Genomic DNA, 26,756 nt, shown 5'->3' on the forward strand with positions numbered 1-26,756 from the left:
TACATTGAAAGTCGCCCTGGCGTGCAATATACCCCCAGGAATGAACTGAGTGCATAAAAAAACGGCTCCGTTTCCGGAACCGTTTTTAAAACAAAGGCTAATGCTGCCGCCGCTTATTTTTTAATTTGCGCGTGCATTTCCTGAACGGAGGTCACTTTCTCCGTCGCATCAGCATTCAGCGCCATCGCCGTGGCAAAACCCCCGTTCAGCGTGGTGTCGTAATGCACTTTGTATTGCAGCGCGCTACGGCGAATCACCCTGGAGTCTTCGATTGCACGACGGCCTGCGGTGGTGTTGATGATGTAGGTATATTCGCCATTCTTGATACGGTCCTGAATGTGCGGACGACCTTCGTGCACCTTGTTCACCAGACGCGGGTTGATTCCGGCTTCACCCAGCACAATCGCAGTACCGTGGGTAGCATCCAGCTCAAATCCCTGCTTCAGCAGTTTCGCGGCCAGGTCCACCACGCGCTCTTTATCACCTTCGCGTACGGAGAGCAGCGCTCGGCCCTGTTTCTTCATCGTGGAGTTGCTGCCCAGTTGCGCCTTGGCGAACGCTTCCGCAAAGGTACGGCCTACGCCCATCACTTCCCCGGTGGAGCGCATTTCTGGCCCTAACAGCGGGTCGACGCCCGGGAACTTGTTGAACGGCAGCACCACTTCTTTCACCGAGTAGTACGGTGGGATAATTTCTTTGGTCACGCCCTGCTCGGTCAGCGATTTGCCCGCCATCACGCGCGCCGCCACTTTCGCCAGCGGTACGCCGGTCGCTTTGGAGACAAACGGTACGGTACGCGCCGCACGCGGGTTAACTTCAATCAGGTAGACTTCGTTATCTTTCACCGCAAACTGAACGTTCATCAAACCGCGCACCTGCAGTTCGAAGGCCAGTTTCTGCACCTGCTGGCGCATCACATCCTGAATTTCCTGACTCAGAGTGTAAGCGGGCAGAGAACAGGCGGAGTCGCCGGAGTGGACGCCCGCTTGTTCAATGTGCTCCATGATGCCGCCAATCAGCACCATTTCGCCGTCGCAGATTGCATCCACATCCACTTCAATCGCGTCGTCAAGGAAGCGGTCGAGCAGAACCGGCGCGTCGTTGGAAACGCTGACTGCGGTCTGGAAGTAGCGGCGCAGGTCAGCTTCGTCGTAGACGATTTCCATCGCGCGGCCACCCAGCACGTAGGACGGGCGCACCACCAGCGGGTAGCCAATTTCTTTCGCCTTTTCAACCGCCATTTCAATCGCGGTCACGGTAGCGTTCGCCGGTTGTTTCAGCTTCAGACGGTCAACGGCCTGCTGGAAACGCTCACGGTCTTCCGCACGGTCAATCGCATCCGGGCTGGTGCCGATAACCGGTACGCCTGCCGCTTCCAGCGCACGCGCCAGTTTCAGCGGGGTCTGACCGCCGTACTGTACGATCACGCCCTTTGGCTTCTCGATGCGCACAATTTCCAGCACGTCTTCCAGCGTTACCGGCTCAAAGTAGAGGCGGTCGGAGGTGTCATAGTCGGTGGAGACCGTTTCCGGGTTACAGTTGACCATGATGGTTTCGTAACCGTCTTCACGCAGCGCCAGAGAGGCGTGTACGCAGCAGTAATCAAACTCGATCCCCTGGCCGATACGGTTTGGACCACCGCCGAGCACCATGATTTTGTCGCGGTCAACGGACGGGTTCGCCTCGCACTCATCTTCATAAGTGGAGTACATGTAGGCGGTATCGGTGGCGAATTCTGCCGCACAGGTGTCCACACGCTTGTAGACCGGGTGCAGGTTGTACTGGTCACGCAGTTTGCGTACTTCCGCTTCACGCACACCGGCCAGTTTAGCCAGACGCGCATCGGCAAAGCCTTTGCGTTTCAGGGCGCGCAGGAAGTCAGGGGTCAGGCCGTTGATGCCCAACTCCACGACTTTTTCTTCCAGACGTACCAGCTCTTCAATCTGTACCAGGAACCAGCGATCGATGTTGGTCAGGTTGAACACGCCGTCAACGGACAGGCCCGCACGGAACGCATCGGCGATATACCAGATACGCTCGGCGCCAGCATCTTTCAGCTCGCGGCGGATTTTGGTCAGCGCTTCCGGGTCATCCAGGCTTACTTTCGGGTCGAAGCCGGTGGCACCCACTTCCAGACCGCGCAGCGCTTTTTGCAGAGATTCCTGCTGGGTGCGGCCAATCGCCATCACTTCACCGACAGATTTCATCTGGGTGGTCAGACGGTCATTAGCGCCGACGAATTTTTCGAAGTTGAAGCGAGGGATTTTAGTGACCACATAGTCGATGGACGGCTCAAACGACGCCGGGGTACGACCGCCGGTGATGTCATTCATCAGTTCATCAAGGGTGTAACCCACCGCCAGTTTCGCCGCCACTTTTGCAATCGGGAACCCAGTCGCTTTCGACGCCAGCGCCGAGGAGCGGGATACGCGCGGGTTCATCTCGATCACAATCAGACGACCGTTTTTCGGGTTCACCGCAAACTGAACGTTCGAACCGCCGGTTTCAACGCCGATTTCACGCAGTACCGCCATCGAAGCGTTACGCATGATTTGATATTCTTTGTCGGTCAGCGTCTGGGCAGGCGCAACGGTGATGGAGTCACCGGTGTGAATACCCATCGCATCGAAGTTCTCGATGGAGCAGACGATGATGCAGTTGTCGTTTTTATCACGCACCACTTCCATCTCGTACTCTTTCCAGCCAATCAGCGATTCATCAATCAGCAGCTCGTTGGTTGGGGAGAGATCCAGACCGCGGGTACAAATCTCTTCAAACTCTTCGCGGTTGTAAGCGATGCCGCCGCCGGTGCCGCCCATCGTAAAGGACGGACGGATGATACACGGATAACCGACGTCGGCCGCTACCGCCAACGCTTCTTCCAGCGTATGGGCAATACCGGAGCGTGCTGTGTCGAGACCGATTTTTTTCATCGCGATGTCGAAACGGCGACGGTCTTCTGCTTTATCAATCGCGTCAGCCGTAGCACCAATCATGGTCACACCGAACTCGGCAAGCACCCCCTGACGCTCCAGTTCCAGCGCGCAGTTCAGCGCCGTCTGACCGCCCATGGTCGGCAGCACCGCGTCCGGGCGCTCTTTTTCAATGATTTTGCGGACCACTTCCCAGTGAATCGGCTCGATGTAGGTCGCATCGGCCATTTCCGGGTCGGTCATGATGGTTGCCGGGTTGGAGTTCACGAGGATGACGCGGTAACCCTCTTCACGCAGCGCTTTACACGCCTGCGCACCGGAGTAGTCAAACTCACACGCCTGACCGATAACAATCGGACCCGCGCCCAGAATCAGGATACTTTTTATGTCTGTACGTTTTGGCATGGCTCTCTTAACTCCTGATTATTTCGCGGACTGACGGTAAAGCTCAATTAACTCGATAAAGTGGTCGAACAACGGCGCGGCATCGTGAGGTCCCGGGCTCGCTTCCGGGTGGCCCTGGAAGCTGAATGCCGGTTTGTCGGTGCGATGAATCCCCTGCAAGGTGCCATCGAACAGCGACTTGTGGGTGACGCGTAGATTTGCCGGCATGGACGCTTCATCCACCGCAAAGCCGTGGTTCTGGGCCGTAATCATCACCGTATTGTTGTCGATATCTTTGACCGGATGGTTACCGCCGTGGTGACCGAATTTCATTTTCACGGTTTTCGCCCCGCTTGCCAGTGCCAGCAACTGATGGCCTAAGCAGATGCCGAACACCGGAATATCGGTCTCGAGGAATTTCTGAATCGCGTCGATAGCGTAATCGCACGGCGCCGGGTCACCAGGACCGTTCGACAGGAAGATCCCGTCCGGATTCATCTTCAGCACTTCTTCCGCCGACGTTTTTGCCGGAACGACCGTCAGGCGACAGCCTCTGTCTACCAGCATGCGCAGGATGTTGCGCTTGGCGCCAAAATCGTAGGCAACAACGTGGAAGGGCAGCTCGCTTTCTGTCTTCGCTTCCGGCAGGTCATCGGCCAGCGTCCAGCTCCCCTGCGTCCAGCTGTATGATTCCGTGGTGGTCACTTCTTTCGCCAAATCCATTCCGTTCAGGCCCGGGAACGCTTTTGCTTTTTCCAGCGCCAGCGCGGCATCCAGGTTATCGCCCGCGATGATGCAACCGTTTTGCGCCCCTTTCTCACGCAGCAGACGCGTCAGCTTACGGGTATCGATATCGGCAATCGCCACGATGTTATGGCGTTTCAGGTAAGAAGAAAGGTCTTCGGTATTGCGGAAGTTGCTGGCAATCAGCGGCAGGTCACGAATGACGAGGCCTTGCGCATGGACCTGGGAGGATTCTTCATCGGCGGCATTGGTGCCGACATTACCAATATGGGGATAAGTAAGAGTAACGATTTGGCGGGAATAGGAAGGATCAGTGAGGATTTCTTGATAACCGGTCATTGAAGTATTGAAAACGACTTCCCCAACCGCCGAACCTGTTGCCCCTATGGCCCGACCGTGAAACTGGGTTCCGTCTTCCAGAACCAATAGCGCTGACTTAATCAAAACACCCTCCAGAGAATATTCACTCACTTTATTTGCATATTAATGCACTTTCATAGCATAGATCAATGCAAATTTGCTTACCCGTGGATTTCTGGCAAACGGCGGCATTCTGGAGATAAGGCAGGCAAAAGTCAACTTAAAGGCGGTATTTTTTATATTCTTTTACGACTCAGGATGAATTCATCGAATTTAACAGGCAAAAAGATCACCTAACCCTGGCAGGAAAACGCTTGCGTGAACAATTATGCGTGAAAAACAGTCTTACGCTTTGAAAAAGTGGACCATATGGTCAAAATTTACAATAAGATAACGTAAAACAGCGAGAAAAGATGAGTTTTCTTGCCATTAATTAAGATAACAGACGTAAACGTGCAAAATAAAAGGGCAATAAAAATATTGCCCTATGTAATCAATGCATTGAGATTACAATAACCACATCACGAAAGGTAATAATTGACTATAAATTGTTGAGATCAAGCACATCTCGCATATCAAAAAGACCGTTTTGCTTTGTACTCACCCAAAGTGCCGATCTGACGGCACCATTGGCAAAAGTCATACGACTGGACGCTTTGTGGGTGATTTCGATGCGCTCACCGATATCTGCAAACATGGCGGTATGTTCGCCCACAATGTCTCCGGCGCGCACGGTGGCAAAACCAATCGTTCCCGGTACACGTTCGCCGGTATAGCCTTCGCGACTGTAGACGGCGCACGCTTTCAGATCTTTATCCAGCGCATGGGCAATCGCCTCGCCCATCGCCAGCGCGGTGCCTGACGGCGCATCAACCTTATGGCGGTGGTGCGCTTCAATGATTTCGATGTCGGTGTAGTCACCCATCACCTTCGCCGCCTTTTCCAGCAGCTTGAGCATCACGTTGACGCCAACGCTAAAGTTCGCCGCGAAGACAATACCCATCTCCTGGGCGGCATCGCGAATCGCCTGTTTTCCCGCATCGTCAAAACCGGTGGTGCCAATGACCATCCCTTTACCATGCTGACGACAAAATGCCAGATGATTCAGCGTACCTTCCGGACGGGTAAAATCGATAAACACATCGAAATCCCCTTTTACCGCCTCAAGGCTACTTTGCACGGTAACGCCGGTCTTCCCGACGCCCGCCAGTTCTCCGGCATCGCTGCCCAGCAGTGACGATCCCTCGCGCTCAAGCGCCGCACCAAGTGCAACGCCTTCCATCTGTAGCGCTGCCTGAATTAACTGGCGGCCCATACGGCCACCCGCGCCCGCTATTGCGACACGGACCTGTGCATCATGCATAGTTATTCTCTTACGTTAAAATGATGTAAATCGTTTTCAGATTACCCAGCACATCGTCATGCCGCTAGCCAAAAACGTCGATAATTAGAATTTAATGATAAACACAGAGAGATATCAGTAAAAAGCATGACGATCAGCGAAAACCACATGATTCTCTGACCACCAGCGCCGGCGGCAGAATAATGCGTTTCGCCGGCTCATCGTTTCCCTGAATACGACTGTAAAGTAACTCTCCCGCCTTACGACCGATCTCTTTTGCCGCCACCGATACGGTCGTGAGCGCAGGCTGAACCAACGCCGCTTCGGTAATATCATCGAACCCGACTAATGCAAAGTCACGCCCGGGCTCACGCCCCATTTTACGTAGCGCCTGCATCACCCCCAGCGCCACAATGTCCTGATAACACACGGCGGCGGTAATGTGCGGATGATGCACCAGCAGAGCCTCTGCGACTTTCGCGCCATCAATCTGGCTGGCCTCTGCGGCAACGATCCACTGCGGATTCGGCGAGATGCCATGTTCCAGTAGCGTGCTGGTAAATCCGCCAATACGCTGCGCCCGACTTCCTGAATTTGGACTGCCGCCAATGAAGGCGATATTTTTATGCCCCATGTTGACTAAATGGGTCGTTGCCATCTGCGTCCCGAGAAAGTTATCGGTGCCGACAAAATCAAAATCCGGATCGCTGAGCGGGCGAACGACCATGATGGCGGGGATATTGCGCCGTTTTAGCGCTTCAAAAAATGAGCCCGGCGTTTCCCGCGCCGCGCAGAGCACCATGCCACAGGCGTTATTACGCATCAGCGAGTCAACAAACTTTTGCTGACGCTCACCTGACTCTTCGCTGTTCGCCAGAAACAGCAGCAGGTCGTGCCGTTCCATCTCATGACTGAGTCCCGCCGTCATCTCGCCATAAAACGGGTTGGTAATATCATGCAACAAGAGCCCAACCTGATTACTGCTGCGATTACGCAAATTCGCTGCGGTCTGGTTATAGACATAGCCAGAATCATCCAGCGCTTTTAGCACGCGTTCGCGCGTTGCCTGTGAAATTCGCCCCCGATTGCGCAGCACCATCGACACGGTCGCCGTGGAGACGCCTGCGCGTTCCGCAACCTGCGCCAGGGTAATGGTTGTCATGACTTCTCCTGTTTTCCCTGAAGGTTAATCGAATAACCTCAATGTGGTCCCAATACGTGTGATTCTCATCACGCTGGTGTGCTTTTCACCACCCTGGTTTCTGATTATGGCGGGTTAATCGCGTTAACCACCCTATGAAAATAAGGTTAATCGATTAATCTTTAATTAGCCAATACGGAGACGGAAAATGCGTACAACCTACAATAAATTCCCTGAGGTTGATGTTCAGGGTTATGACGACGAGGCCTGGGAAGGCTGGGCGGCGATCCATTCGGTGCTTAACGCCCGGGTTTGCGAATCATCTAAAACTATACTGATTGTCGATTGCTATCCGGGCGTACGACTGGATGAACTGGAACAACGGCTCGTCACGACGTTTAACGCCGCCTTAGTGGTCAATATCGAATCCGCACGCCGTGATGAACAGGCACTGCATGATTTGCTGGCGCGTAATCTGACCGATGACCGCGTATTTGGCGTTCTCTCCTGCCACCATCTTGACGAGTTTTTTGATACCCACAGGCTCAACCTGTTGCACCAACAGATTGATGCTATCCCCAGCGGTCTCGTGATCGTCTATGGGTCAGGCGCGGCCCTGGCGCATCCCGGCGATGTGCTGGTGTATGCCGATCTCCCACGCTGGGAGATTCAACAGCGAATGCGTCATGACGGTCTGGGGAACTGGGGAGCGGATAACGAGGATGAAGATATTCTTCGTCGCTATAAGCGCGCCTTTTTTATTGAATGGCGAGTCTTTGACCGACACAAAACGCCGCTGCTTAAACGCGCTGATTATTTGCTTGATACCACGGTTGCAGACGCGCCGGTGATAGTCAGCGGCGAAGCGCTACGTGCCGGGTTGCAGCAAACCACCACACAACCGTTTCGCGTCGCCCCCTTCTTTGATCCGGGCGTCTGGGGCGGACAGTGGATGAAACAACAATTCGATCTCGATCCCTCAGCGCCCAATTACGCGTGGTGTTTTGATTGCGTGCCCGAGGAAAACAGCCTGTTACTGCGTTTTGGTCATGTGCGGATCGAGATCCCCTCTCAGGACCTGGTGCTGACCTACCCCCGCGCCCTGCTTGGCGAGAAAGTTCATGCTCGCTTTGGCGCGGAATTCCCGATTCGCTTTGACTTCCTCGACACTATTGGCGGTCAGAATTTGAGCTTTCAGGTTCACCCGGTTACCGAATACATCCAGCAGCAATTTGGTATGCACTATACCCAGGATGAGAGTTATTACATCCTCGAAGCAGAACCCGATGCGGTGGTCTATCTGGGCACGAAAACCGGGATCGCGCCTGAAGCGATGCTGGACGATTTGCGGGCGGCGGGACGAGGCGAGAAAGCCTTTAATGACGAACGCTTTGTCAATCAGATCCCCGCGCGTAAGCACGATCACTTTCTCATCCCCGCCGGAACCGTGCACTGCTCGGGGGCCGGGACGATGGTTCTGGAGATCAGCGCCACGCCCTATATTTTTACCTTCAAACTGTGGGACTGGGGGCGTCTGGGCCTGGACGGATTGCCGCGTCCCGTCCATCTGGATCATGGTCAACAGGTCATTGACTGGCAGCGCGATACGCAATGGGTTCACGACAATCTGATCAACCGCATTGAGCTCATCGCTGAAGGGGACGGCTGGCGGGAAGAAAGAACCGGGATGCATGAACGTGAGTTTATCGAAACCCGCCGCCACTGGTTTACGACGCCGGTGACACATCATACTCACGGCGGTGTTAACGTTCTGAATCTGGTCGAAGGCGCACAAGCGGTAGTTGACAGCCCGAGCGGCGCGTTTGCCCCGTTTGTCGTTCACTATGCAGAGACCTTTATCATCCCCGCCGCCGTTGGGGAATACCGAATTTCACCTTCAGGCGACAGCGTCGGTCAGCAACTGGCGACCATCAAAGCCTGGGTAAGAGGATAAGCCGATGATCCACATTATTGTCGCCAGCCACGGCCCTCTGGCACAAGCGCTTCTCGCTAGCGGACGAATGGTTTACGGCGAATTACCGCACGTTTACGCCGTGACGCTCAGCGAACAGGACGGTATCGAAGGATTTAAAGCGCGCTTTTGCGAGGTACTGGCGGATGCGGGGCAACGCGCTGACGGTGTACTGGTGCTCTGCGACATGCAAAGCGGCACGCCGTGGAATGTCGCCTGCCAGCACGCCTTTTCGCCACAAACGGTTCCGCCCGTCGCCGTCGTGGCGGGGATGAATCTCCCGATGCTGCTGTTAAGCGAGGAGATAGTCCCGCTCACAGATGTTCATGCCGCAGCCGAAACGCTGCTGGCGTTAACCGCCCCCACGCTGACGAAGGCCGCCCCGGTTTTTTCCGTGCAGTCAGATGATTTTTAAAGGAAACCATTATGAGTATTTCTTTTGTCCGTATCGATGACCGCGTTATTCATGGGCAGCTCGTCACACGTTGGGCCAAAGAGCTGCCCTGCGACGGCATTGTCGCCATTGACGATGCCGTCGCGGCCGATCCGCTGCTCTCCTCGGTGATGAAAGGCGCGGTGCAGGACACTAAAGTCTGGTTATTTGATACCGCCACCGCGATTGAGAAACTGCCCAAAGTCATCGCCAGTGAGAAACGTTATTTCGTGATTGGCAAATCGCCGGTCACGCTGATGCGCATCGAAGAAGCGGGTATCAGCCTGCGCAATGCCAACGGCAAAATTAACGTTGGCCCGATGAGCGCGCGCGCCGATACCACGACAATTGGCCCCAATCAGTCAGTCAATGCGCATGAGATCGCCGCCTTTGACTGGTTGACGCAGCACGGGCACCAGGTTGAATTCCGGCTGGTGCCGGATGCCAGTTGCTACAGTTGGCAGGATGCGCGCCAGAAGCTGAAATAAGGAGCGGACGATGATTATCGAAGCGATGTTGATTGGTATTCTGTGTTATCTCGGCGCCCTCAGCAGTCCCTGGCTTCTGGGGCTGACGGGCGGCTGGTATCTGATCACCCGACCGCTGATTTCCGGCACGTTGGTCGGGATTATTCTTGGTGACATGAAAACCGGGATCATGATTGGCGTTGCGGTTCAGGCAGTATATATCGCCATGGTGACGCCCGGCGGTTCAATGCCCGCCGATCTCAACTTTGTAGCTTACCCGGCTATTGCGCTGGGGATCCTCTCAGGTAAAGGTCCGGAAGTGGCGGTCGCGCTGGCCGCCACCATCGGGATTGCCGGGACCATACTGTTTAATGCAATGATGGTACTAAACTCTTTCTGGAACCATCGCGCCGACACGGCGCTGGAACGGGGCGATGAGCGGGGCATTTATCTGAACAGTGCCATCTGGCCGCAGGTAACGAACTTTGTGCTGCGTTTTGTGCCCACCTTTATTGCGGTGTACTTCGGCGCCCAGTACATCAGCGGCTTTATGGACAGCCTGCCGAAGATCGTTCTGTCGACGATGAACGTGCTGGGCGGCATTTTGCCCGCCGTCGGGATTGCGATTTTGCTCAAGCAGATCATCAAAAATTACACCATGCTGATCTACTTCCTCGTCGGTTTCGTCTGCATCGTCTTTTTAAAACTCAACATGGTCGCGCTGGTGATCGTCGGTTCACTGCTGGCGTTGATTCACTATAACTACAAGCCGGAACCGCCGCAGGCGACAAACGCGACGTCGGTTACCCGCGATGATGAGGATGAATTCTGATGGAAGAACGTACGCTTACCCGTAAAGATCTTCGCCGCTGCTGGCGAGCCTGGATGATGCATAACTTATCGTCAATGAGTTTTGAACGGCTGGAGTCTTTTGGCTTTTGTCTGAGCATGTTGCCCGTTGCGAGAAAGCTCTATCCCGATGCCGCACAGCGGACCGAAATGTTGCGTCGACACGCATCGTTCTACAATACCGAACCCCAGATTGGCGCCATCGTGAACGGGATGGCGCTGGGACTGGAAGAGAAAAAAGCGAACGGCGAACCGATCGACGGGGAGACGATCAACACCCTGAAGGTGGGTCTGATGGGCCCGATTGCCGGGATCGGCGACTCGATGATCCCCGGTATGCTGATCCCCATTCTGCTCAGTATCGGCATGGCGCTGGCGGCTGGCGGCAATATCCTGGGTCCGCTGTTTTATACCGTCGCCTGGCTCGCCATCATCATTCCCGGCTCATGGTTCTTGTTTCTGAAAGGCTACAAGATGGGCTCCGGCTCGGTGGAAATACTGGTGAGCAGCAAATCGACTCGTCTGCGCGAAGCCCTATCACTGCTGGGCGTTTTCGTCATGGGCGGCGTCGCGGCAAGCTACGTGAAGCTTGGAACCGGGATGGAATTTATTACCAAAGATGGCGTAAATATTCATGTTCAGCAGATGCTGGATGGTATCTTTCCGCAACTGCTCCCGCTGGTGGTCGTTCTCGGCACCTGGTATCTGATGGCGAAACGCGGCGTCTCGCCGGTGAAAGCAATGGTCCTGTTGCTGATCCTGGCTGCACTGGGCGTCGCAACAGGCCTGTTTGCAGGTTAGTGCCGATGAAACGGAACAACCGGGGCCATGCCCCGGTTTTCAGGGATGGAAGTTCTGCCACAGCCCTGCATACTTATCCGGACGAGAGATAAACTGAAAGCGTCCCGGGTCGGTAATAAATTGCTGATAGATTGGCGCGGAAGTGAGTGAAAATTCCGTATAGTGACGGGGCGTAACGGCCTGCAGTCTTCCGGGAATATAGCGCGGATTATGCTGCCAGATAACGTGGTTACCCTGTAGTAACGGATACCATGCCAGTCCTTTATGCGCCCGCACGGCCTCATACTCAAAGCCATATTCCCGATCGCACCACGCACCAAAGGTTAATGGCGCATTCGGATCCGCGGATATCGTCGCATGTGCCCAACCGGGCGGCACCAGCACTTTTTCTCCAGGACCGGCAATCACCGCAAAGCAGCGACCGGGATCGTCACCCACATATTCCTGCATGTAGACGATCGCTTTCCCCTGCCAGATCTCATACAACTCCGGCGGAGACCAGCCGCTGTGCTGACTCACGCGATGCACATGTCCCTGACTGCGAATCGGTTCTTCGCCCAACCGACCCGCCGCATAGGTCACCACGCCAAACAGCAGCATGCGTTTTTTCAGCTCTTCGCGATCCTTCATTCGCGCCACATCCATCGCGATAGCGTACACCTCTTCCGGCCCCTCACACTGCGGATCGCGCAGGGAAGGACGAATCTGATCGAGTCGGCGAATTTCCGGCATCGGCCCGGTCACATCATCCCCATAGCTGAAGCCAAGCGGATGACGATGCACGGTCATATCCAGACCATAAAGACGCGCTGAGTCACTCATTCTGCGCCTCCCTCACCTGAATCTGCTGATTTTCCTCAAAGACCCTGAGAGTGAACCCCTTCGCCAGCGCCGCATAATCATGCCCGGCCACACCTGGCCAGACGGCAAGCGCAGAAAGCACCTCACTTCCGGTGTTGATCAACCGGTGCGCGGTGAAACCTGGAATGATATGAATTGACCCGGCACAAACGCTTTCCAGTCGTGCTTGCCCCTGCTCATTTTGCAGCAGCAAAAGCCCGTTCCCGCGCAGGCCAAAATAGACTTCGCCCTGTTCACGGCGCGCATGAAAGTGCCCGCGAGTCATGAAATATTCATCGCCGACGCGTCCGGGATAAAGATGAGTAACGCCCGTATAGAGTTCGCCTTCCGCCGGGGAGGTCGCCAGGATCTCAACGTCATACACCACATGCTCACCCGCCAGTCGTTGTCTGGCGGGATCGTCGGCAAAAATACCAATAAGATCCCGAATACGGGTTGATTTACGCAACAGCGGCCCTTTTGTCAACGCGCCGCTCGCCCATTCCACCTGCGGTGGCTGGATAAATGGATGATTCATATGTGTCTCCGGCCCGAGGAGAACAACAGAATCAGAATAGCAGATTAATCGATTAACCTGCCTGTTCTGTCAACAGAGTGCGGCGCGTATCACACTCCTTAGGGTGCCAGCGCCAGAACCTCCGCCACCCACTGCTGGAAACCGGAAACATTAATATCCAGAGCGACCTGCACGTTCGCCGGTTTGTTCATCCGTCCCTCAATATCCACCACGGTCGTCCCGGCGGTATATTCCCCCAGCGTTTCAACCGCGACGAAGCACGGCTTCACGGTAAACAGATCCGGTCGCACCAGCCAGGCTATGGCGCAGAGATCGTGCATCCGCACGCCGGTGCGCATTGTCCCGCTGCGATAGTGGCTGAACAGAGCATGCAACATATTCCCGGTGCGATTGAGGGCGGGAAGCGCTGCCAGATAGTCCGGCGTCAGCATCGCCTGGTTCGTGACGTCCAGCCCGCACATCACAATTTCAATGCCGCTGCGAAATACGCGGGCGGCCGCTTCTGGATCGACAGCAATGTTAAATTCGGCGTTAGGGGTAAAATTCCCTCGTCCGGCAGAACCGCCCATGATCACCAGACGACGGATATTGAAGGTACATTCTGGATAGTGCATCAGCAGCAGCGCAATATTCGTCAGCGGACCGATCGCAACCAGCGTAATCGGCTTCGGGGCGCTCATCAGCGCGTCGCGAAGGGCAATAAACGCCGGTTTCGCCAGCGGCTGTCGGTCATGCTCGACAAAATCGTAGCCTTCCATGCCCGATTCGCCATGGACATAAGCCGCGTCGCGTAGCGAACGCAGCAGCGGCGTCGCGGCCCCCTGTGCGAGAGGGACATCAGCATTCCAGAAATGCAGTAGTTGCAGAGCGTTGCGGGTGGTTTTCTCCACGGAGACGTTACCGGCGACCGTGGTCATCAGTTGCAGGTCGAGCTGCGGGGCAAACAGCGCGGCGGCAATCGCCGCAGCATCATCAATGCCCGGGTCGGTGTCGAGAATAATGGGCAGACGCATGATTCCTCCATAAAAAATGCCGGGTATCAGACCCGGCATCTTCGCATAGATTAGCGTGAACTAAATCATTCGACTTCACGAACATCCACACGCAGCTCTTTCGGCACTTCGAAAACGATGTTCTCTTCACGCCCTTCCAGCGGGATAGCATCGCCGCCACCCAGCTCCTGCAAACGCGCGATGACGTTTTGCACCAGAATATCCGGCGCCGATGCGCCAGCGGTGACGCCCACGCATTGTGCCTCTTTCACCCAGGCTTCCTGGATATCGGTCGCGTCGTCAATCAAAAACGCGGCTTTCCCCATCCGCTGCGCCAGTTCGGCCAGACGGTTGGAGTTAGACGAATTCTTTGACCCCACCACCAGCACGACATCCGCCTGCTCAGCCAGCGCACGCACCGCTTCCTGACGGTTTGTGGTGGCGTAACAAATATCATCTTTACGCGGTCCGACGATTTTCGGGAAGCGTTGACGCAGCGCGTCAATCACGTCTGACGTATCGTCCACGGAGAGCGTAGTCTGGGTCATAAAGGAGAGCTTGCCTTCGTTTTTCACATTAAGCGAAAAAACATCTTCCGGCGACTCAACCAGGTACATGCCCCCTTCCGGGTTGCTGTACTGTCCCATCGTGCCTTCGACTTCCGGATGCCCGGCGTGACCAATCAGGATCGACTCTTCACCGCGACGACTGGCGCGCGCCACTTCCATATGCACTTTGGTCACCAGCGGACAGGTGGCGTCAAAGACGGTGAGATCGCGGCCTTTTGCTTCGTTGCGCACCGCCTGAGAAACACCGTGAGCGGAGAAGATCAGGATCGCGCCGTCCGGCACTTCGCTGATCTGTTCGATGAAAATCGCCCCGCGCTCGCGCAGGCTGTCGACCACGTAACGGTTATGCACCACTTCGTGACGAACATAAATCGGCGCGCCATAAATGGCCAGCGCGTTTTCAACAATGCTGATAGCGCGGTCTACACCGGCGCAAAAGCCGCGCGGGTTGGCCAACAGGATCTGCATTTTACGCCTCCAGTGCCGGATCAACTTCCAGCACTTCAATATCAAAATGAACGGTATGCCCGGCCAGCGGATGGTTGAAATCAACGGTGATGGAGTCACCATTGATTTCACGGATCACACCAGGCATCTCACTGCCGTCCATTGCGGTAAAAAGCATAATAGCCCCGATTTCAGGTTCGCCTGCGTCCATAAATTCGCGACGCGAGAAGTACTGAATCAGGTCTGGCGTCGTGATGCCAAACGCGGCATCCGGCTCCAGGGAAAAGGTGGTTTTATCGCCGTCTTTCAGTCCGAGAAGATGTTGCTCCAGTCCTTCAGACAGAGAACCATCCCCCAGGCGGAAAAGCGCGGGCTTGCCGTTATTACGGGTTGACTCTGCGGTGGAGCCATCGTCGAGTTTTAAGGTGAAGTGCACCAGCACCGCACTGTTACTCTGTACTGATTTAGACATGCAGATTGCTCACTTGTTGTGACTCACCGGTTTGCCCGATGGCGCTTGCGCTTATCAGGCCTACAAGGTTCGCGCTATTTTGTAGGCCGGATAAGGTGCTTGCGCCGCCATCCGGCACATGTTTGCCCGATGACGCTACGCTTATCGGGCCTACAAGGTTCGCGCTATTTTGTAGGCTGGATAAGGCGCTTACGCCGCCATCCGGCATATGTTTGCCCGATGGCGCTTGCGCTTATCGGGCCTACAAGGTTCGCGCTATGTTGTAGGCCGGATAAGGCGCTTGCGCCGCCAGCCGGCAATTTTTATGCGGCTTTTTTCTCTCTGGAGGGCAAAAAACCTTCCAGCACAATCAACGCCGCACCGACACAAATCGCCGAATCGGCCAGGTTGAAGGTGGCAAAATGCCAGTCCCCGACGTAGAAATCGATCATGTCGACAACGAAGCCATGCCACAGGCGGTCGAACAGGTTCCCCAGCGCACCGCCAATGATTAACGCATACGCGATGTTATTCAGCTTCTGCGTCGCTCTGGAGCGGTACATCATCACCGCCAGAATGACACAGATACCGATCGCAATACCGGCAAAGAACCAGCGCTGCCAGCCGCCGCTATCGGCGAGGAAGCTAAACGCCGCACCATAGTTACGCGCATAATGCAGATTAAGCGACGGGAACAGCGACACCGTATCCCCCAGAGCAAAATTCTGGAGGATCAGGTACTTGCTGCCCAAATCGATAATCAGCACGACTACTACCAGCCACAGCCAGCGTAGCCCTGTTGAACAAAGAGGCTTACTCATCAGGCAAACTTACGTTTTTCGCCGTCACCGGCGATGTTGCTGACACAGCGACCGCAGATTTCTGCGTGTTCCGCTACCTTGCCGACATCCGTCGTGTAATGCCAGCAACGCGGGCATTTATCACCTTCGGCTTTGCTCAGGGCGATCTTCAGCCCTTTGAGCACTTCGCTCTGCTGTGCGTCAGCAGAAGCCCCGGCATAGTCAGCGACTTTCGCCCCGGAGGTCAACAGGACAAATCGTAATTCATCGCCCAGCGCGGTCAGTTTAGCAGCCAGTTCAGGTTCCGCGTACAGGGTCACTGCCGCTTCCAGAGAGCCACCCACTTTCTTATCCGCACGCGCTTGTTCGATAACTTTGTTCACTTCGCCACGCACTTTCAGCAGCTCGTCCCAGAAGTCATCGTTCATCGCTTCGCTGTCCGCCAGACCAAACAGACCTTCGTACCACTCGCCGGTGAAGACATACTTCTCACGGGAGCCCGGCAGGTAGCCCCAGATTTCATCCGCGGTGAAGGACATGATCGGTGCCATCCAGCGTACCAGCGCTTCCGCGATATGATACAGCGCGCTCTGGCAGCTGCGACGCGCCACGCTGTCCGCTTTCGCGGTGTACTGGCGGTCTTTGATGATGTCGAGATAGAACGACCCCATTTCCACCGAGCAGAAGCGCATCAGGCGCTGCACCACTTCGTGGAAATCATAGGATTCGTACGCTTTCAGGATATCTTCCTGTGCCGCTTTCGCGCAGCCGACCGCCCATCTGTCCAGTACCACCATCTCTTCCGGTTTCACCATGTCTTTAACCGGATCAAACCCGTTCAGGTTCGCCAGCAGGAAGCGCGCGGTGTTACGGATACGACGATAGCTGTCGGCAGCACGTTTGAGGATCTCATCCGAAACGGCCATTTCACCGGTGTAGTCGGTTGATGCCACCCACAAACGCAGAATGTCGGCGCCCAGTTTGTTCATCACATCCTGCGGCGAAACGGTGTTACCGATGGATTTGGACATTTTGCGGCCCTGACCATCAACGGTAAAGCCGTGCGTCAGTACCTGGCGATACGGCGCTTTGCCTTTCATCGCGGTGGAGATCATCAGAGAAGACATGAACCAGCCACGGTGCTGGTCGGAGCCTTCCAGATACATATCCGCGGCATGACCGGCGAATTCCGGACGCACGTCCACGACGGAGGCGTGAGTTGATCCGGAGTCAAACCAGACGTCCAGCGTATCCGGCACTTTCACGTACCGATCGGCTTCATCACCCAGAATCTCTTTCGGATCGAGATCCCACCAGGCCTGAATACCGTCAACTTCAACGCGTTTCGCCACTTCTTCCATCAGTTCGATGGCGCGCGGATGCAGCTCTTCAGTGTCTTTGTGAACGAACAGAGACATCGGTACACCCCAGGTACGCTGACGAGAGATACACCAGTCAGGGCGGTTCGCAACCATCGATTCGATACGTGCCTGACCCCAGTCCGGGATCCACTGCACGCCTTTGATCTCTTTCAGAGACTGCTCACGCAGACCTTTCTGATCCATGCTGACGAACCACTGTGGGGTCGCACGGAAGATAATCGGCGATTTGTGACGCCAGCAGCACGGATAGCTGTGCTGCATTTTCTCAACGTGCAGCAGCGCGCCTTTTTCACGCAACAGCTCAACGATAAGATCGTTGGCTTTAAAGACGTTCACACCGTCCAGCGTCGGCCAGGTGCCCGGCAGATACGCACCGTCCGGCCCCACCGGGTTAGCGACTTCCAGACCGTATTTCTGGCCGATGACATAGTCATCCGGACCATGACCCGGCGCGGTATGTACGGCCCCGGTACCGGCATCCAGCGTCACGTGATCGCCGAGGATCGCCGGAACGTCGAAGCCCATAAACGGATGCGTAAAGCGCAGCAGCTCAAGCTCTGCCCCTTTTACGCTAGCGAGAACGGTGTAGTCCGTCGCGCCAATGCGTTGCATCACGCTTTCAACCAGATCTTTCGCCAGGATCACCGCCTGACCGTCGATCTGTACCAGCGCATAGTCAAAGTCAGGCGCAATGGAGATCGCGCGGTTTGCCGGCAGCGTCCACGGCGTGGTGGTCCAGATCACCAGCGAGATTGGGCCATTGACGTTCGTCACGCCAAATTTCGCCTTCACCGCATCCTGATCCGCAGCAACAAAAGCCACGTCGATGGACGGAGAGGTTTTGTCGTAATATTCCACTTCCGCTTCTGCCAGCGCAGAACGGCAGTCTACGCACCAGTGCACAGGCTTCGCGCCTTTATGCAGGTGACCATTGCCAATGATTTTGCCCAGCGCGCGGATGATGTTGGCTTCCGTTTTGAAGTCCATCGTCAGATACGGATGGGACCAGTCGCCAAGCACGCCCAGACGGATAAAATCTTTACGCTGACCGTCAACCTGGGTTGCGGCATATTCACGGCACTTCGCGCGGAACTCCGCCGCGGTAAATTTTTCGCCTGGCTTACCGAATTCCTGCTCCACTTTCAGCTCGATCGGTAGACCGTGGCAGTCCCAACCCGGAACGTAAGGCGAGTCATATCCCGCGAGTCCTTTGGACTTCACGATAATGTCTTTCAGAATCTTGTTAACCGAGTGACCAATATGAATGCTGCCATTCGCATAAGGAGGGCCATCATGCAGAATGAAGGTTTTTTTGCCTTTTTTGGCCGCACGAATGATGCCGTACAGGTCATCATCAGTCCAACGCGCCAGCATTCCCGGTTCGCGCTTGGCGAGATCGCCGCGCATCGGGAACCCTGTTTCCGGCAAATTCAGGGTTGATTTAAAGTCACTCATCAGATTCTCGGTTCCGTATTGATTACCCAGGCATTTAAGCCGGTTTTGTTAGCCCAAAAAAATCACGGGCAGTTAATTCATCTCGCGCAATCTGCGCTTTGAGTTCATCCAGCGAGGCAAATCGCTGTTCATTGCGTATTTTTTTACGCAGCACAACATCTATATGGCGACCATAGAGGTCCATTGCAACATCCAGCAGATGCACTTCCAGTTGCTGGCGCACGCCCGAAACCGTCGGACGGGTCCCGATGTTCGCTACGCCGGGCAATGGCTTTTCGCCAAGCCCCATCACTTCTACCGCATAAACCCCTTTTACCGGGGAAACCTGACGACGCAGCGGTAAATTTGCCGTCGGGAAACCAATGGTGCGTCCGAGTTCATCACCGTGCACTACGCGACCAGAGATGGTAAACGGATGGCCCAGCAGGCTTTCGGCGAGGGCCAGGTTGTCTTCTGCCAGCGCCTGACGCACGGCGGTGCTACTGATACGAACACCACCTTCGCAGAAAGTTTGGGTGCTGGTGATATCAAAACCATATTCCACGCCGGCCTTCTGTAATAACAAGAAATCGCCTTCACGACCAGCGCCAAAGCGGAAATCATCCCCCACCGCGAGAAATTGCACGCCAAGACGATTCACCAACAATTCGCTGATAAAGGACTGCGCCGTGAGGGCAGCGAAACGGCGATCGAATCGCACGCACAGCACGTAGTCGACGCCGCATTGCGCGAGATAACGCAATTTTTCACGCAGGCGGGTCAGCCGCGCAGGGGCTTTGTCTGTCGCAAACAGTTCGAGCGGCTGCGGTTCAAAAATCATCACCATCACCGGTAAGCCACGCCTGCGCCCTTCTTCCTGCAAACCATGCAGCAGCGCACGATGACCACGATGCACGCCGTCGAAATTACCAATAGTCAGCACACACCCGTGCGGGGCCTGACTGAGATTATGTATGCCGCGTATCAGCTTCATGTCTGGCTCAAAACAGTGAAAATCGCCAAAGTATACCTTGTACGGCGGTCAAGGTTAACCGGCGATTGATGTGGCGAAACAGAAAGCAGATGGATTTCATTACCCTGAGGCAAATACCGACCACAAACTGACAAAGCAATTCAATTTTTATCGCTGAAAAGCTGTATTCACAGCCAGCAAGCTGGTAGAATCCTGCGCCATCAATACGTAACGTAGCGTCGCTAGATTAACGGCGCTTATTTGCACAAATCCATTGACAAAAGAAGGCTAAAAGGGCATATTCCTCGGCCTTTGAATTGTCCATATAGAACACATTTGGGAGTTGGACCTTGGCTAATATCAAATCAGCTAAGAAGCGCGCCGTTCAGTCTGAAAAGGCTCGTAAGCACAACGCAAGCCGTCGCTCTATGATGCGTACTTTCATCAAGAAAGTATACGCAGCTATCGAAGCTGGCGACAAAGCTACTGCACTGAAAGCATTTAACGAAATGCAACCAATCGTGGACCGTCAGGCTGCTAAAGGTCTGATCCACAAAAACAAAGCTGCACGTCATAAAGCTAACCTGACTGCACAGATCAACAAACTGGCTTAATCGCCTGTTGATTGTTGCTTTGTGAAGAAACCCGCGCAAGCGGGTTTTTTTATGTCTGGACTATTTGTTCTGGGGCGTGAATAACGCCGAATAGTTCGTATTGCAGATGCGCTGTACCGCCGGATGCTGAATCATCCTCTCGGCAAAGATGGCATGATATTCCTCCATCACATTTTCCACGCGACCAATTTCTACCACCGAATCGTCCGCGTAAAAATCATGCGCATAGAGCGTTGGAGCCACGAAAATCGCATTATGCGTCGCGCCAAAGGCTTTCATCAATGCGGCGTCGTCAAACTCCCCCAGAATCTCAATCTTCAGCCCCTGGGAATTAATCCAGTTCAGCAACTTGCGTCCTAGCATCGAACGCCGCCCGGGGATCAGCAAACGTCGCTCTTCCAGACAGGCCGGGAAGGGTTTTTCCGGTAACGGCTGAGTACACCAGAAGCTGACGCTACATTCGCCAATCTTCACCGAAAACAGCCCTTCCTGCTGCGTAGAATCAATCGGGCAGTCCGAAATAATCATGTCCAGCTTATGCTGACTGAGTTGCTCCAGCAGCATCTCATGGGTCGATTCAAAACAGCGCAGGTGGATCTGTTCACCTTCAACGACAGCCGCATCCAGTACGTTGCTGACCAGTCGTTTCGACAGCGCATCCGCCACGCCCACGTCAAATAGCAGATTGGACTCTTTGCGGTAGTTCACGATATCCAGCATCTCCTGGCTTAGGGTAAACATTTTATCCGCATAGCGAAAAACCAGTTCGCCGAGTTCACTGGGCTCCAGACCGCGCCCCTTACGCTTGAAGAGTTTACCCTGCAGGCGCTCCTCAAGCGCTTTAATCTGCCCGGTGATGGTTTGCGGCGTTAAATAAAGCGCCTCCGCCGCACCGACCACGGAGCCCTCTTTATAGACGTGCCAGAAGTAATAGAGATGGTTGTAATTAATGTGGGACATACACTCTCTCTGAAAAATGTCACAATAAGGGAAGCCGGAAAAAGCTTCCCTGCTAACTCGCCCCGATCAGACTGACGGGCGTAAACGTGCGCGCAGCAAGCTGTAGCCAATCACCGCCGACAGCAAGGAGCCAATCAGGATCCCCAGCTTCGCCCAGTTAATCAGCTCCGGATCCACGCTGCCAAAGGCCAGGCTGGCGATAAAGATCGACATCGTAAAGCCAATGCCGCACAGGATGCCGACCGCCATGATTTGCGGGAACGAGGTTCCCTCCGGCAGTTGCGCCAGCTTCAGACGCAACGCCAACCAACAGAACAGGCTGATACCCAGCGGCTTACCCACCAGCAGGCCCGCAATGATGCCCAGCGGCAGGATGGAGGTCAGCCCGTCCATCGTCACGCCCTGCAAAGAAACGCCCGCATTGGCGAAGGCAAACAGCGGCAGGATCAGATATGCCACCCACGGATGCAGAACATGCTCCAGACGCTTCGCCGGAGAACGCCCGTACTTCTCTTTCAGCGGAATGAAAAAGCCGACGATCACACCCGCCAGCGTTGCATGAACGCCGGATTTCAGCACGGCGGTCCACAACACCACCCCAACAAGGATGTACACGCCCGTACGCCGGACGCCGCACAAATTAAGGAGCGCCAGAATCGCAATCGCAAATGCCGCCACACCCAATGACACCATCGACAGATCGTGGGTGTAGAAGACGGCGATAATAATGATCGCGCCCAGGTCATCGATAATCGCCAGCGCCATCAGGAAAATTTTCAACGCCAGCGGCACCCGACTGCCGAGCAGGGCCAGCACGCCCAGGGCAAAAGCGATATCCGTGGCGGCCGGGATCGCCCAGCCTTCGCGGGTGATCGGATCGGCATAGTTGAATGCCAGATACAGCAGCGCCGGGACAATCATTCCGCCAATAGCGGCAATCACCGGGAAAGCCGCCTGACGCAGACTCGCCAGAGAGCCCTGCATCAGCTCGCGCTTGACCTCAAGGCCAATCAGCAGGAAAAACACCGCCATCAGGGCGTCGTTGATCCACAGCAGCATGTTTTTATTGATTTCAAGCGCGCCAACGCGCAGTTGGACAGGCGTCTCGAGAAAGGCGCGATACCATCCACTGGTCACACCCATATTGGCCATCAGCATGGCCAGTACAGCGGCGATGATAAGAATGATGCCCCCAGAGGCATCACTGCTAAAGAAACGATGCAGATGTTTCACTTTTTATTCTCTCTATAGGGTGAATACTTCGTAATTACTATCATACTCCGCATGAATAATCGTTAAAATTAGATTATTCATGGCATAACATTCGATTTTACCGAGTTATAGAGACATAAAAAAAGCCTGAGATCTCGCAATCCCAGGCTTTTGGTCGATACGGCAGACGTGATTAGCGGGTCAAATCATCAAAGAACTTTTTCACGCCGTCAAAGAAGCTCTTGGAGCGCGGGCTGTTCTTTTCACCGGTTGGGCCACCAAAGCTTTCCTGCAGATCTTTCAGCAGTTGCTTCTGTTTCTCGTTCAGACCAACCGGCGTTTCGACCACGACGCGGCACAGCAAATCGCCCTGCGCGCCGCCGCGAACCGACTTCACTCCTTTGCCACGCATGCGGAACAGTTTTCCGGTCTGCGTTTCGCTGGGTACTTTCAGCTTCACGCGGCCATCCAGCGTCGGAACTTCAATTTCGCCGCCGAGTGCTGCCATCGCAAAGTTAATAGGTACTTCACAGTACAGGTTGTTGCCTTCACGTTCGAAGATTGGGTGCTGTTTCACCTGAACCTGAACGTACAGATCCCCTGCCGGTGCGCCGTGCTCACCAGCTTCACCTTCGCCAGAGAGACGAATGCGATCACCGGTATCCACGCCTGCCGGTATTTTAACCGACAGCGTTTTGCTCTTCTCGACGCGACCATGACCGTGACACTTGTTGCACGGATCTTTGATCAGCGTACCGCGCCCCTGACAGTGTGGACAGGTTTGCTGAACCGCGAAGAACCCCTGACGCATCTGCACCTGACCGGAACCATGACAGGTCGGACAGGTCTGCGGCTGAGTCCCCGCTTTCGCGCCACTGCCGTGGCAAACATCACACTCTTCCAGCGTCGGAATGCGGATCTCTTTGGTCACGCCACGTACGGCTTCTTCCAGGGTGAGATCCATGTTGTAACGTAAATCGGCCCCACGCGCAGCACGTTGACGACCCCGACCACCGCCAAAGATATCGCCAAAAACGTCACCAAAGATATCGCTGAAGTCAGCGCCGCCGCCAAAACCGCCGCCGCCGCCCATCCCGCCTTGCTCAAACGCGGCATGACCGTACTGGTCATAGGCAGCGCGTTTCTGCGAGTCGGTCAGGACTTCATACGCTTCTTTGATCTCTTTAAACTTGGCTTCGGCCTCTTTATCACCCTGGTTACGGTCCGGGTGAAATTTCATGGCCAGGCGCTTGTAGGCCTTTTTGATTTCACGCTCTTCCGCTGATTTGGAAACGCCTAAAATCTCGTAATAGTCTTGCTTAGCCATCTCTTTTTTCTGCCCTTAACATGCGTGCACGGGCGGAGAGGAAACCTCTTCGCCCGTGCCAGTAATTACCCGTTCAAAGGGCGATTATTTTTTGTCTTTCACTTCTTCAAACTCAGCGTCGACAACATCATCATCTTTCGCGTTGTTTGCGGAAGCGTCAGCGGAGCCCGCCTGCTGTTGCGCATGCTGCTGCTGAGCGATTTCCATCAGTTTCTGGGAAACCTGCGCCAGCTCCTGCATCTTCGCTTCGATGGCCGCTTTGTCTTCGCCTTTCAGCGCCGTTTCCAGTGCGGTCAGCGCAGATTCAATGGCCGTTTTGTCGTCAGCCGGTAACTGCTCGCCTGCTTCTTCAACCTGCTTACGCGTGCTGTGCAGCAGATGGTCGCCCTGGTTGCGGGTCTGAACCAGCTCTTCAAACTTACGGTCAGACTCAGCATTCGCTTCGGCTTCGCGAACCATTTTCTGAATTTCTTCTTCATTCAGGCCAGAAGACGCCTTGATGGTGATCTTCTGCTCTTTACCGCTGTTTTTGTCTTTCGCGGAAACGTGCAGGATACCGTCAGCATCGATATCGAAGGTCACTTCGATCTGCGGCATGCCGCGCGGTGCCGGGTTGATCCCATCCAGGTTGAACTGACCCAGAGATTTGTTATCAGACGCACGTTTACGTTCACCCTGCAGCACATGGATGGTTACCGCAGACTGGTTGTCTTCCGCGGTAGAGAACACCTGGCTGTGCTTGGTCGGGATAGTGGTGTTTTTGTTGATCAGCGCAGTCATCACACCGCCCATGGTTTCGATACCCAGAGACAGCGGGGTAACGTCCAGCAGCAGTACGTCTTTCACATCACCGGTCAATACACCACCCTGGACAGCAGCACCAATTGCCACGGCTTCGTCCGGGTTCACGTCTTTACGCGGTTCTTTACCAAAGAATTCAGCCACTTTCTTCTGCACCATTGGCATACGCGTCTGACCACCAACGAGGATAACGTCGTTGATATCAGATACGGACAGGCCAGCGTCCTGCAGAGCGACTTTCAGCGGCTCGATGGAACGGTTCACCAGATCTTCGACCAGGCTTTCCAGTTTCGCGCGAGTCACTTTGATGTTCATGTGTTTCGGACCGGTGGCATCTGCAGTGATGTACGGCAGGTTCACGTCGGTCTGCTGTGCAGAAGAAAGCTCAATTTTCGCTTTTTCTGCCGCTTCTTTCAGGCGCTGCATTGCCAGCGGGTCGTTACGCAGGTCAATGCCCTGATCTTTCTTAAACTCTTCAACCAGATAGTTGATCATACGGCTGTCGAAGTCTTCACCACCCAGGTGGGTATCACCGTTGGTTGCCAGAACTTCGAAGGTTTTTTCGCCATCAACTTCGTCGATTTCGATAATAGAGATATCGAACGTACCACCACCGAGGTCATAAACCGCGATAGTACGGTTACCAACTTCTTTATCCAGACCATACGCCAGTGCAGCGGCAGTCGGTTCGTTGATGATACGTTTCACTTCCAGACCTGCGATACGGCCAGCGTCTTTGGTTGCCTGACGCTGAGCATCGTTAAAGTAAGCCGGTACGGTGATAACCGCTTCAGTTACCGGTTCACCCAGGTAATCTTCAGCCGTTTTCTTCATTTTCTTCAGCACTTCAGCCGAAATTTGCGGCGGTGCCATTTTCTGACCTTTCACATCCAGCCATGCGTCGCCGTTGTCAGCGCCGATGATTTTGTACGGCATGATGGAAACATCACGTTGAACTTCTTCGTCCTGGAAGCGGCGGCCAATCAGGCGTTTAATCGCAAACAGGGTGTTTTGCGGGTTTGTCACTGCCTGACGTTTAGCCGGCTGACCAACCAGAGTTTCACCATCCTGGGTATAAGCAATGATAGAAGGCGTGGTGCGATCGCCCTCGGCGTTCTCCAGCACGCGTGCAGTGGTGCCATCCATAATCGCTACACAAGAGTTGGTAGTACCCAGGTCGATACCAATAATTTTACCCATCTAAACGTCTCCACTAAAAATTCGGTCAACATGTGGTTGTGAGTCTGTAATAAGGGCGAAACGTGCGGTTTCAACTACCTTGATTCGTTTTTTTTCAGACTCACCACTGCGGTTGACTACTAAGTGGGGTCGCAACCCACTTCATCAAGGGGGGAATGAAAAAAAAATATTTATTCCCGCAGTCATAAAGGGTCATTAAAACCGGGACAGGTGGCCGACGACAGCATTTCTATGGGCTAAAACATTCACTGAAACCATAAAAATAAAGCAACAATTCACGAAAAAATTGTAATAAAAAGAAAAGATTACGTCCATGAATCAGCACAAGGAGAGGGGTAAGATAAAGAACATTTTGCTGACCTTCTAAAAGAGAAAGACCATGAAATCTGTTCTGACGATCTCCGCCAGCTTGCTTGTGGGCGTTTTGTTCACCACAAGCGCTCAGGCTAACGATCACAAAGTATTGGGGGTCATTGCAATGCCCCGTAATGAAACCAACGATCTGGCGCTGAAAATTCCCGTCTGCCGCCCGGTCAAACGGATTCAGTTAGCCACCGATCACGGCGACGTTCAGCTCAGCGGCGCCTCCGTCTATTTCAAAACATCACGCAGCGCCAACCAGAGCCTGAATGTTCCGCACTTGATTAAAGAAGGGCAGACCACTGCGTGGATAAACATCAATAGCGATAACGACAACAAACGCTGCGTATCAAAAATCACCTTCTCTGGCCACACGGTGAACTCTTCTGATATGGCAACGTTGAAAATTATCGGCGACGATTAAGCCGCT

At 54.5% G+C, this 26,756-nt stretch carries 24 protein-coding genes; 7 read left to right on the forward strand and 17 right to left on the reverse strand.

Annotation, left to right across the window (positions count from 1 at the left end; genetic code table 11):
• Positions 1-113: 113 nt before the first annotated feature.
• From carB to malI, 4 genes are all read right to left on the reverse strand, one after another.
• Positions 114-3,338, reverse strand: coding sequence for a carbamoyl-phosphate synthase large subunit (gene carB / locus GBC03_25675; protein ID QFS73358.1), 3,225 nt, complete (start codon positions 3,336-3,338; stop codon positions 114-116).
• An 18-nt stretch (positions 3,339-3,356) separates the two neighbouring features.
• Positions 3,357-4,505, reverse strand: a complete 1,149-nt coding sequence (gene carA, locus GBC03_25680; protein ID QFS73359.1) for a glutamine-hydrolyzing carbamoyl-phosphate synthase small subunit — start codon at positions 4,503-4,505, stop codon at positions 3,357-3,359.
• A 457-nt stretch (positions 4,506-4,962) separates the two neighbouring features.
• Positions 4,963-5,784: a 4-hydroxy-tetrahydrodipicolinate reductase gene (gene dapB / locus GBC03_25685; GenBank protein QFS73360.1), complete on the reverse strand. Its 822-nt coding sequence runs from the start codon at positions 5,782-5,784 to the stop codon at positions 4,963-4,965.
• Positions 5,785-5,917: 133 nt separating this feature from the next.
• Positions 5,918-6,925 (reverse strand): Mal regulon transcriptional regulator MalI, encoded by a 1,008-nt coding sequence (gene malI / locus GBC03_25690; GenBank protein ID QFS73361.1) that lies wholly within the window; start codon positions 6,923-6,925, stop codon positions 5,918-5,920.
• A 187-nt stretch (positions 6,926-7,112) separates the two neighbouring features.
• Between malI and GBC03_25695 the strand changes: the two genes are divergently transcribed.
• Genes GBC03_25695 through GBC03_25715 form a run of 5 tightly spaced genes read left to right on the forward strand, consistent with a single transcriptional unit; the run spans position 7,113 to position 11,426 of the window.
• Entirely contained in the window at positions 7,113-8,858 is a 1,746-nt protein-coding gene (locus GBC03_25695) for a mannose-6-phosphate isomerase (protein QFS73362.1), read from the forward strand.
• Positions 8,859-8,862: 4 nt separating this feature from the next.
• On the forward strand, positions 8,863-9,291 hold the full coding sequence (locus tag GBC03_25700; GenBank protein QFS73363.1) for a PTS fructose transporter subunit IIA: 429 nt from the start codon (positions 8,863-8,865) through the stop codon (positions 9,289-9,291).
• An 11-nt stretch (positions 9,292-9,302) separates the two neighbouring features.
• Positions 9,303-9,797: a PTS mannose/fructose/sorbose transporter subunit IIB gene (locus GBC03_25705; GenBank protein QFS73364.1), complete on the forward strand. Its 495-nt coding sequence runs from the start codon at positions 9,303-9,305 to the stop codon at positions 9,795-9,797.
• Between the two features lie 10 nt (positions 9,798-9,807).
• Positions 9,808-10,608, forward strand: coding sequence for a PTS sugar transporter subunit IIC (locus GBC03_25710; protein ID QFS73365.1), 801 nt, complete (start codon positions 9,808-9,810; stop codon positions 10,606-10,608).
• Complete coding sequence (locus GBC03_25715) at positions 10,608-11,426, forward strand: PTS system mannose/fructose/sorbose family transporter subunit IID (protein ID QFS73366.1); 819 nt, start codon at positions 10,608-10,610, stop codon at positions 11,424-11,426. The genes GBC03_25710 and GBC03_25715 overlap by 1 nt, the downstream gene beginning before the upstream one ends.
• A gap of 39 nt (positions 11,427-11,465) precedes the next feature.
• On the opposite strand, the gene GBC03_25720 is transcribed toward GBC03_25715, so the two are convergent.
• From GBC03_25720 to GBC03_25760, 9 genes are all read right to left on the reverse strand, one after another.
• Positions 11,466-12,248, reverse strand: a complete 783-nt coding sequence (locus GBC03_25720; GenBank protein QFS73367.1) for a glucose-6-phosphate isomerase — start codon at positions 12,246-12,248, stop codon at positions 11,466-11,468.
• The gene (locus tag GBC03_25725) at positions 12,241-12,804 is read right to left on the reverse strand and encodes a glucose-6-phosphate isomerase (GenBank protein ID QFS73368.1); all 564 of its coding nucleotides are present in this window, start codon (positions 12,802-12,804) and stop codon (positions 12,241-12,243) included. Before GBC03_25725 ends, GBC03_25720 begins: the two co-directional genes overlap by 8 nt.
• A 98-nt stretch (positions 12,805-12,902) precedes the next feature.
• Positions 12,903-13,817 (reverse strand): ribonucleoside hydrolase RihC, encoded by a 915-nt coding sequence (gene rihC, locus GBC03_25730; protein ID QFS73369.1) that lies wholly within the window; start codon positions 13,815-13,817, stop codon positions 12,903-12,905.
• Positions 13,818-13,882: 65 nt separating this feature from the next.
• Positions 13,883-14,833, reverse strand: coding sequence for a 4-hydroxy-3-methylbut-2-enyl diphosphate reductase (ispH, locus tag GBC03_25735; protein ID QFS73370.1), 951 nt, complete (start codon positions 14,831-14,833; stop codon positions 13,883-13,885).
• A gap of 1 nt (position 14,834) precedes the next feature.
• Positions 14,835-15,284 (reverse strand): FKBP-type peptidyl-prolyl cis-trans isomerase, encoded by a 450-nt coding sequence (fkpB, locus tag GBC03_25740; protein ID QFS73371.1) that lies wholly within the window; start codon positions 15,282-15,284, stop codon positions 14,835-14,837.
• Between the two features lie 302 nt (positions 15,285-15,586).
• Positions 15,587-16,084 (reverse strand): lipoprotein signal peptidase, encoded by a 498-nt coding sequence (locus GBC03_25745; GenBank protein ID QFS73372.1) that lies wholly within the window; start codon positions 16,082-16,084, stop codon positions 15,587-15,589.
• Positions 16,084-18,900 (reverse strand): isoleucine--tRNA ligase, encoded by a 2,817-nt coding sequence (gene ileS / locus GBC03_25750; GenBank protein ID QFS73373.1) that lies wholly within the window; start codon positions 18,898-18,900, stop codon positions 16,084-16,086. The genes GBC03_25745 and ileS overlap by 1 nt, the downstream gene beginning before the upstream one ends.
• A 34-nt stretch (positions 18,901-18,934) precedes the next feature.
• Positions 18,935-19,873 carry a bifunctional riboflavin kinase/FAD synthetase gene (gene ribF / locus GBC03_25755; GenBank protein QFS73374.1) on the reverse strand — a complete coding sequence of 313 codons (939 nt, stop codon included), beginning with the start codon at positions 19,871-19,873 and terminating at the stop codon, positions 18,935-18,937.
• Positions 19,874-19,880: 7 nt separating this feature from the next.
• Positions 19,881-20,078 (reverse strand): DUF2575 domain-containing protein, encoded by a 198-nt coding sequence (locus GBC03_25760; protein ID QFS74129.1) that lies wholly within the window; start codon positions 20,076-20,078, stop codon positions 19,881-19,883.
• 124 nt (positions 20,079-20,202) lie between these two features.
• On the opposite strand from GBC03_25760, the gene rpsT reads away from it, so the two are divergent.
• A complete protein-coding gene (rpsT, locus tag GBC03_25765) occupies positions 20,203-20,466 on the forward strand; it encodes a 30S ribosomal protein S20 (GenBank protein ID QFS73375.1) in 264 nt (87 codons plus the stop codon).
• A gap of 60 nt (positions 20,467-20,526) precedes the next feature.
• On the opposite strand, the gene nhaR is transcribed toward rpsT, so the two are convergent.
• From nhaR to dnaK, 4 genes are all read right to left on the reverse strand, one after another.
• Positions 20,527-21,426, reverse strand: coding sequence for a transcriptional activator NhaR (gene nhaR, locus GBC03_25770; GenBank protein QFS73376.1), 900 nt, complete (start codon positions 21,424-21,426; stop codon positions 20,527-20,529).
• Between the two features lie 66 nt (positions 21,427-21,492).
• Positions 21,493-22,659, reverse strand: coding sequence for a Na+/H+ antiporter NhaA (gene nhaA / locus GBC03_25775; protein QFS73377.1), 1,167 nt, complete (start codon positions 22,657-22,659; stop codon positions 21,493-21,495).
• 172 nt (positions 22,660-22,831) lie between these two features.
• Positions 22,832-23,965 (reverse strand): molecular chaperone DnaJ, encoded by a 1,134-nt coding sequence (dnaJ, locus tag GBC03_25780; GenBank protein QFS73378.1) that lies wholly within the window; start codon positions 23,963-23,965, stop codon positions 22,832-22,834.
• A gap of 84 nt (positions 23,966-24,049) precedes the next feature.
• Positions 24,050-25,966 (reverse strand): molecular chaperone DnaK, encoded by a 1,917-nt coding sequence (gene dnaK, locus GBC03_25785; protein ID QFS73379.1) that lies wholly within the window; start codon positions 25,964-25,966, stop codon positions 24,050-24,052.
• A 379-nt stretch (positions 25,967-26,345) separates the two neighbouring features.
• On the opposite strand from dnaK, the gene GBC03_25790 reads away from it, so the two are divergent.
• A complete protein-coding gene (locus tag GBC03_25790) occupies positions 26,346-26,750 on the forward strand; it encodes a DUF2541 family protein (protein ID QFS73380.1) in 405 nt (134 codons plus the stop codon).
• Positions 26,751-26,756: the final 6 nt, after the last annotated feature.

Source organism: Citrobacter telavivensis (assembly GCA_009363175.1).
In the GTDB taxonomy this organism is placed as follows: domain Bacteria; phylum Pseudomonadota; class Gammaproteobacteria; order Enterobacterales; family Enterobacteriaceae; genus Citrobacter_A; species Citrobacter_A telavivensis.

What these genes read in the sequence shown, in the direction of transcription:
- carB (QFS73358.1), bottom strand. Translation starts at nt 3,338, where the DNA reads ATGCCAAAACGTACAGACATAAAAAGTATCCTGATTCTGGGCGCGGGT.
- dapB (QFS73360.1), bottom strand. Translation starts at nt 5,784, where the DNA reads ATGCATGATGCACAGGTCCGTGTCGCAATAGCGGGCGCGGGTGGCCGT.
- malI (QFS73361.1), bottom strand. Translation starts at nt 6,925, where the DNA reads ATGACAACCATTACCCTGGCGCAGGTTGCGGAACGCGCAGGCGTCTCC.
- GBC03_25695 (QFS73362.1), top strand. Translation starts at nt 7,113, where the DNA reads ATGCGTACAACCTACAATAAATTCCCTGAGGTTGATGTTCAGGGTTAT.
- GBC03_25700 (QFS73363.1), top strand. Translation starts at nt 8,863, where the DNA reads ATGATCCACATTATTGTCGCCAGCCACGGCCCTCTGGCACAAGCGCTT.
- GBC03_25705 (QFS73364.1), top strand. Translation starts at nt 9,303, where the DNA reads ATGAGTATTTCTTTTGTCCGTATCGATGACCGCGTTATTCATGGGCAG.
- GBC03_25710 (QFS73365.1), top strand. Translation starts at nt 9,808, where the DNA reads ATGATTATCGAAGCGATGTTGATTGGTATTCTGTGTTATCTCGGCGCC.
- GBC03_25715 (QFS73366.1), top strand. Translation starts at nt 10,608, where the DNA reads ATGGAAGAACGTACGCTTACCCGTAAAGATCTTCGCCGCTGCTGGCGA.
- GBC03_25720 (QFS73367.1), bottom strand. Translation starts at nt 12,248, where the DNA reads ATGAGTGACTCAGCGCGTCTTTATGGTCTGGATATGACCGTGCATCGT.
- GBC03_25725 (QFS73368.1), bottom strand. Translation starts at nt 12,804, where the DNA reads ATGAATCATCCATTTATCCAGCCACCGCAGGTGGAATGGGCGAGCGGC.
- rihC (QFS73369.1), bottom strand. Translation starts at nt 13,817, where the DNA reads ATGCGTCTGCCCATTATTCTCGACACCGACCCGGGCATTGATGATGCT.
- ispH (QFS73370.1), bottom strand. Translation starts at nt 14,833, where the DNA reads ATGCAGATCCTGTTGGCCAACCCGCGCGGCTTTTGCGCCGGTGTAGAC.
- fkpB (QFS73371.1), bottom strand. Translation starts at nt 15,284, where the DNA reads ATGTCTAAATCAGTACAGAGTAACAGTGCGGTGCTGGTGCACTTCACC.
- GBC03_25745 (QFS73372.1), bottom strand. Translation starts at nt 16,084, where the DNA reads ATGAGTAAGCCTCTTTGTTCAACAGGGCTACGCTGGCTGTGGCTGGTA.
- ileS (QFS73373.1), bottom strand. Translation starts at nt 18,900, where the DNA reads ATGAGTGACTTTAAATCAACCCTGAATTTGCCGGAAACAGGGTTCCCG.
- ribF (QFS73374.1), bottom strand. Translation starts at nt 19,873, where the DNA reads ATGAAGCTGATACGCGGCATACATAATCTCAGTCAGGCCCCGCACGGG.
- nhaR (QFS73376.1), bottom strand. Translation starts at nt 21,426, where the DNA reads ATGTCCCACATTAATTACAACCATCTCTATTACTTCTGGCACGTCTAT.
- dnaJ (QFS73378.1), bottom strand. Translation starts at nt 23,965, where the DNA reads ATGGCTAAGCAAGACTATTACGAGATTTTAGGCGTTTCCAAATCAGCG.
- dnaK (QFS73379.1), bottom strand. Translation starts at nt 25,966, where the DNA reads ATGGGTAAAATTATTGGTATCGACCTGGGTACTACCAACTCTTGTGTA.
- GBC03_25790 (QFS73380.1), top strand. Translation starts at nt 26,346, where the DNA reads ATGAAATCTGTTCTGACGATCTCCGCCAGCTTGCTTGTGGGCGTTTTG.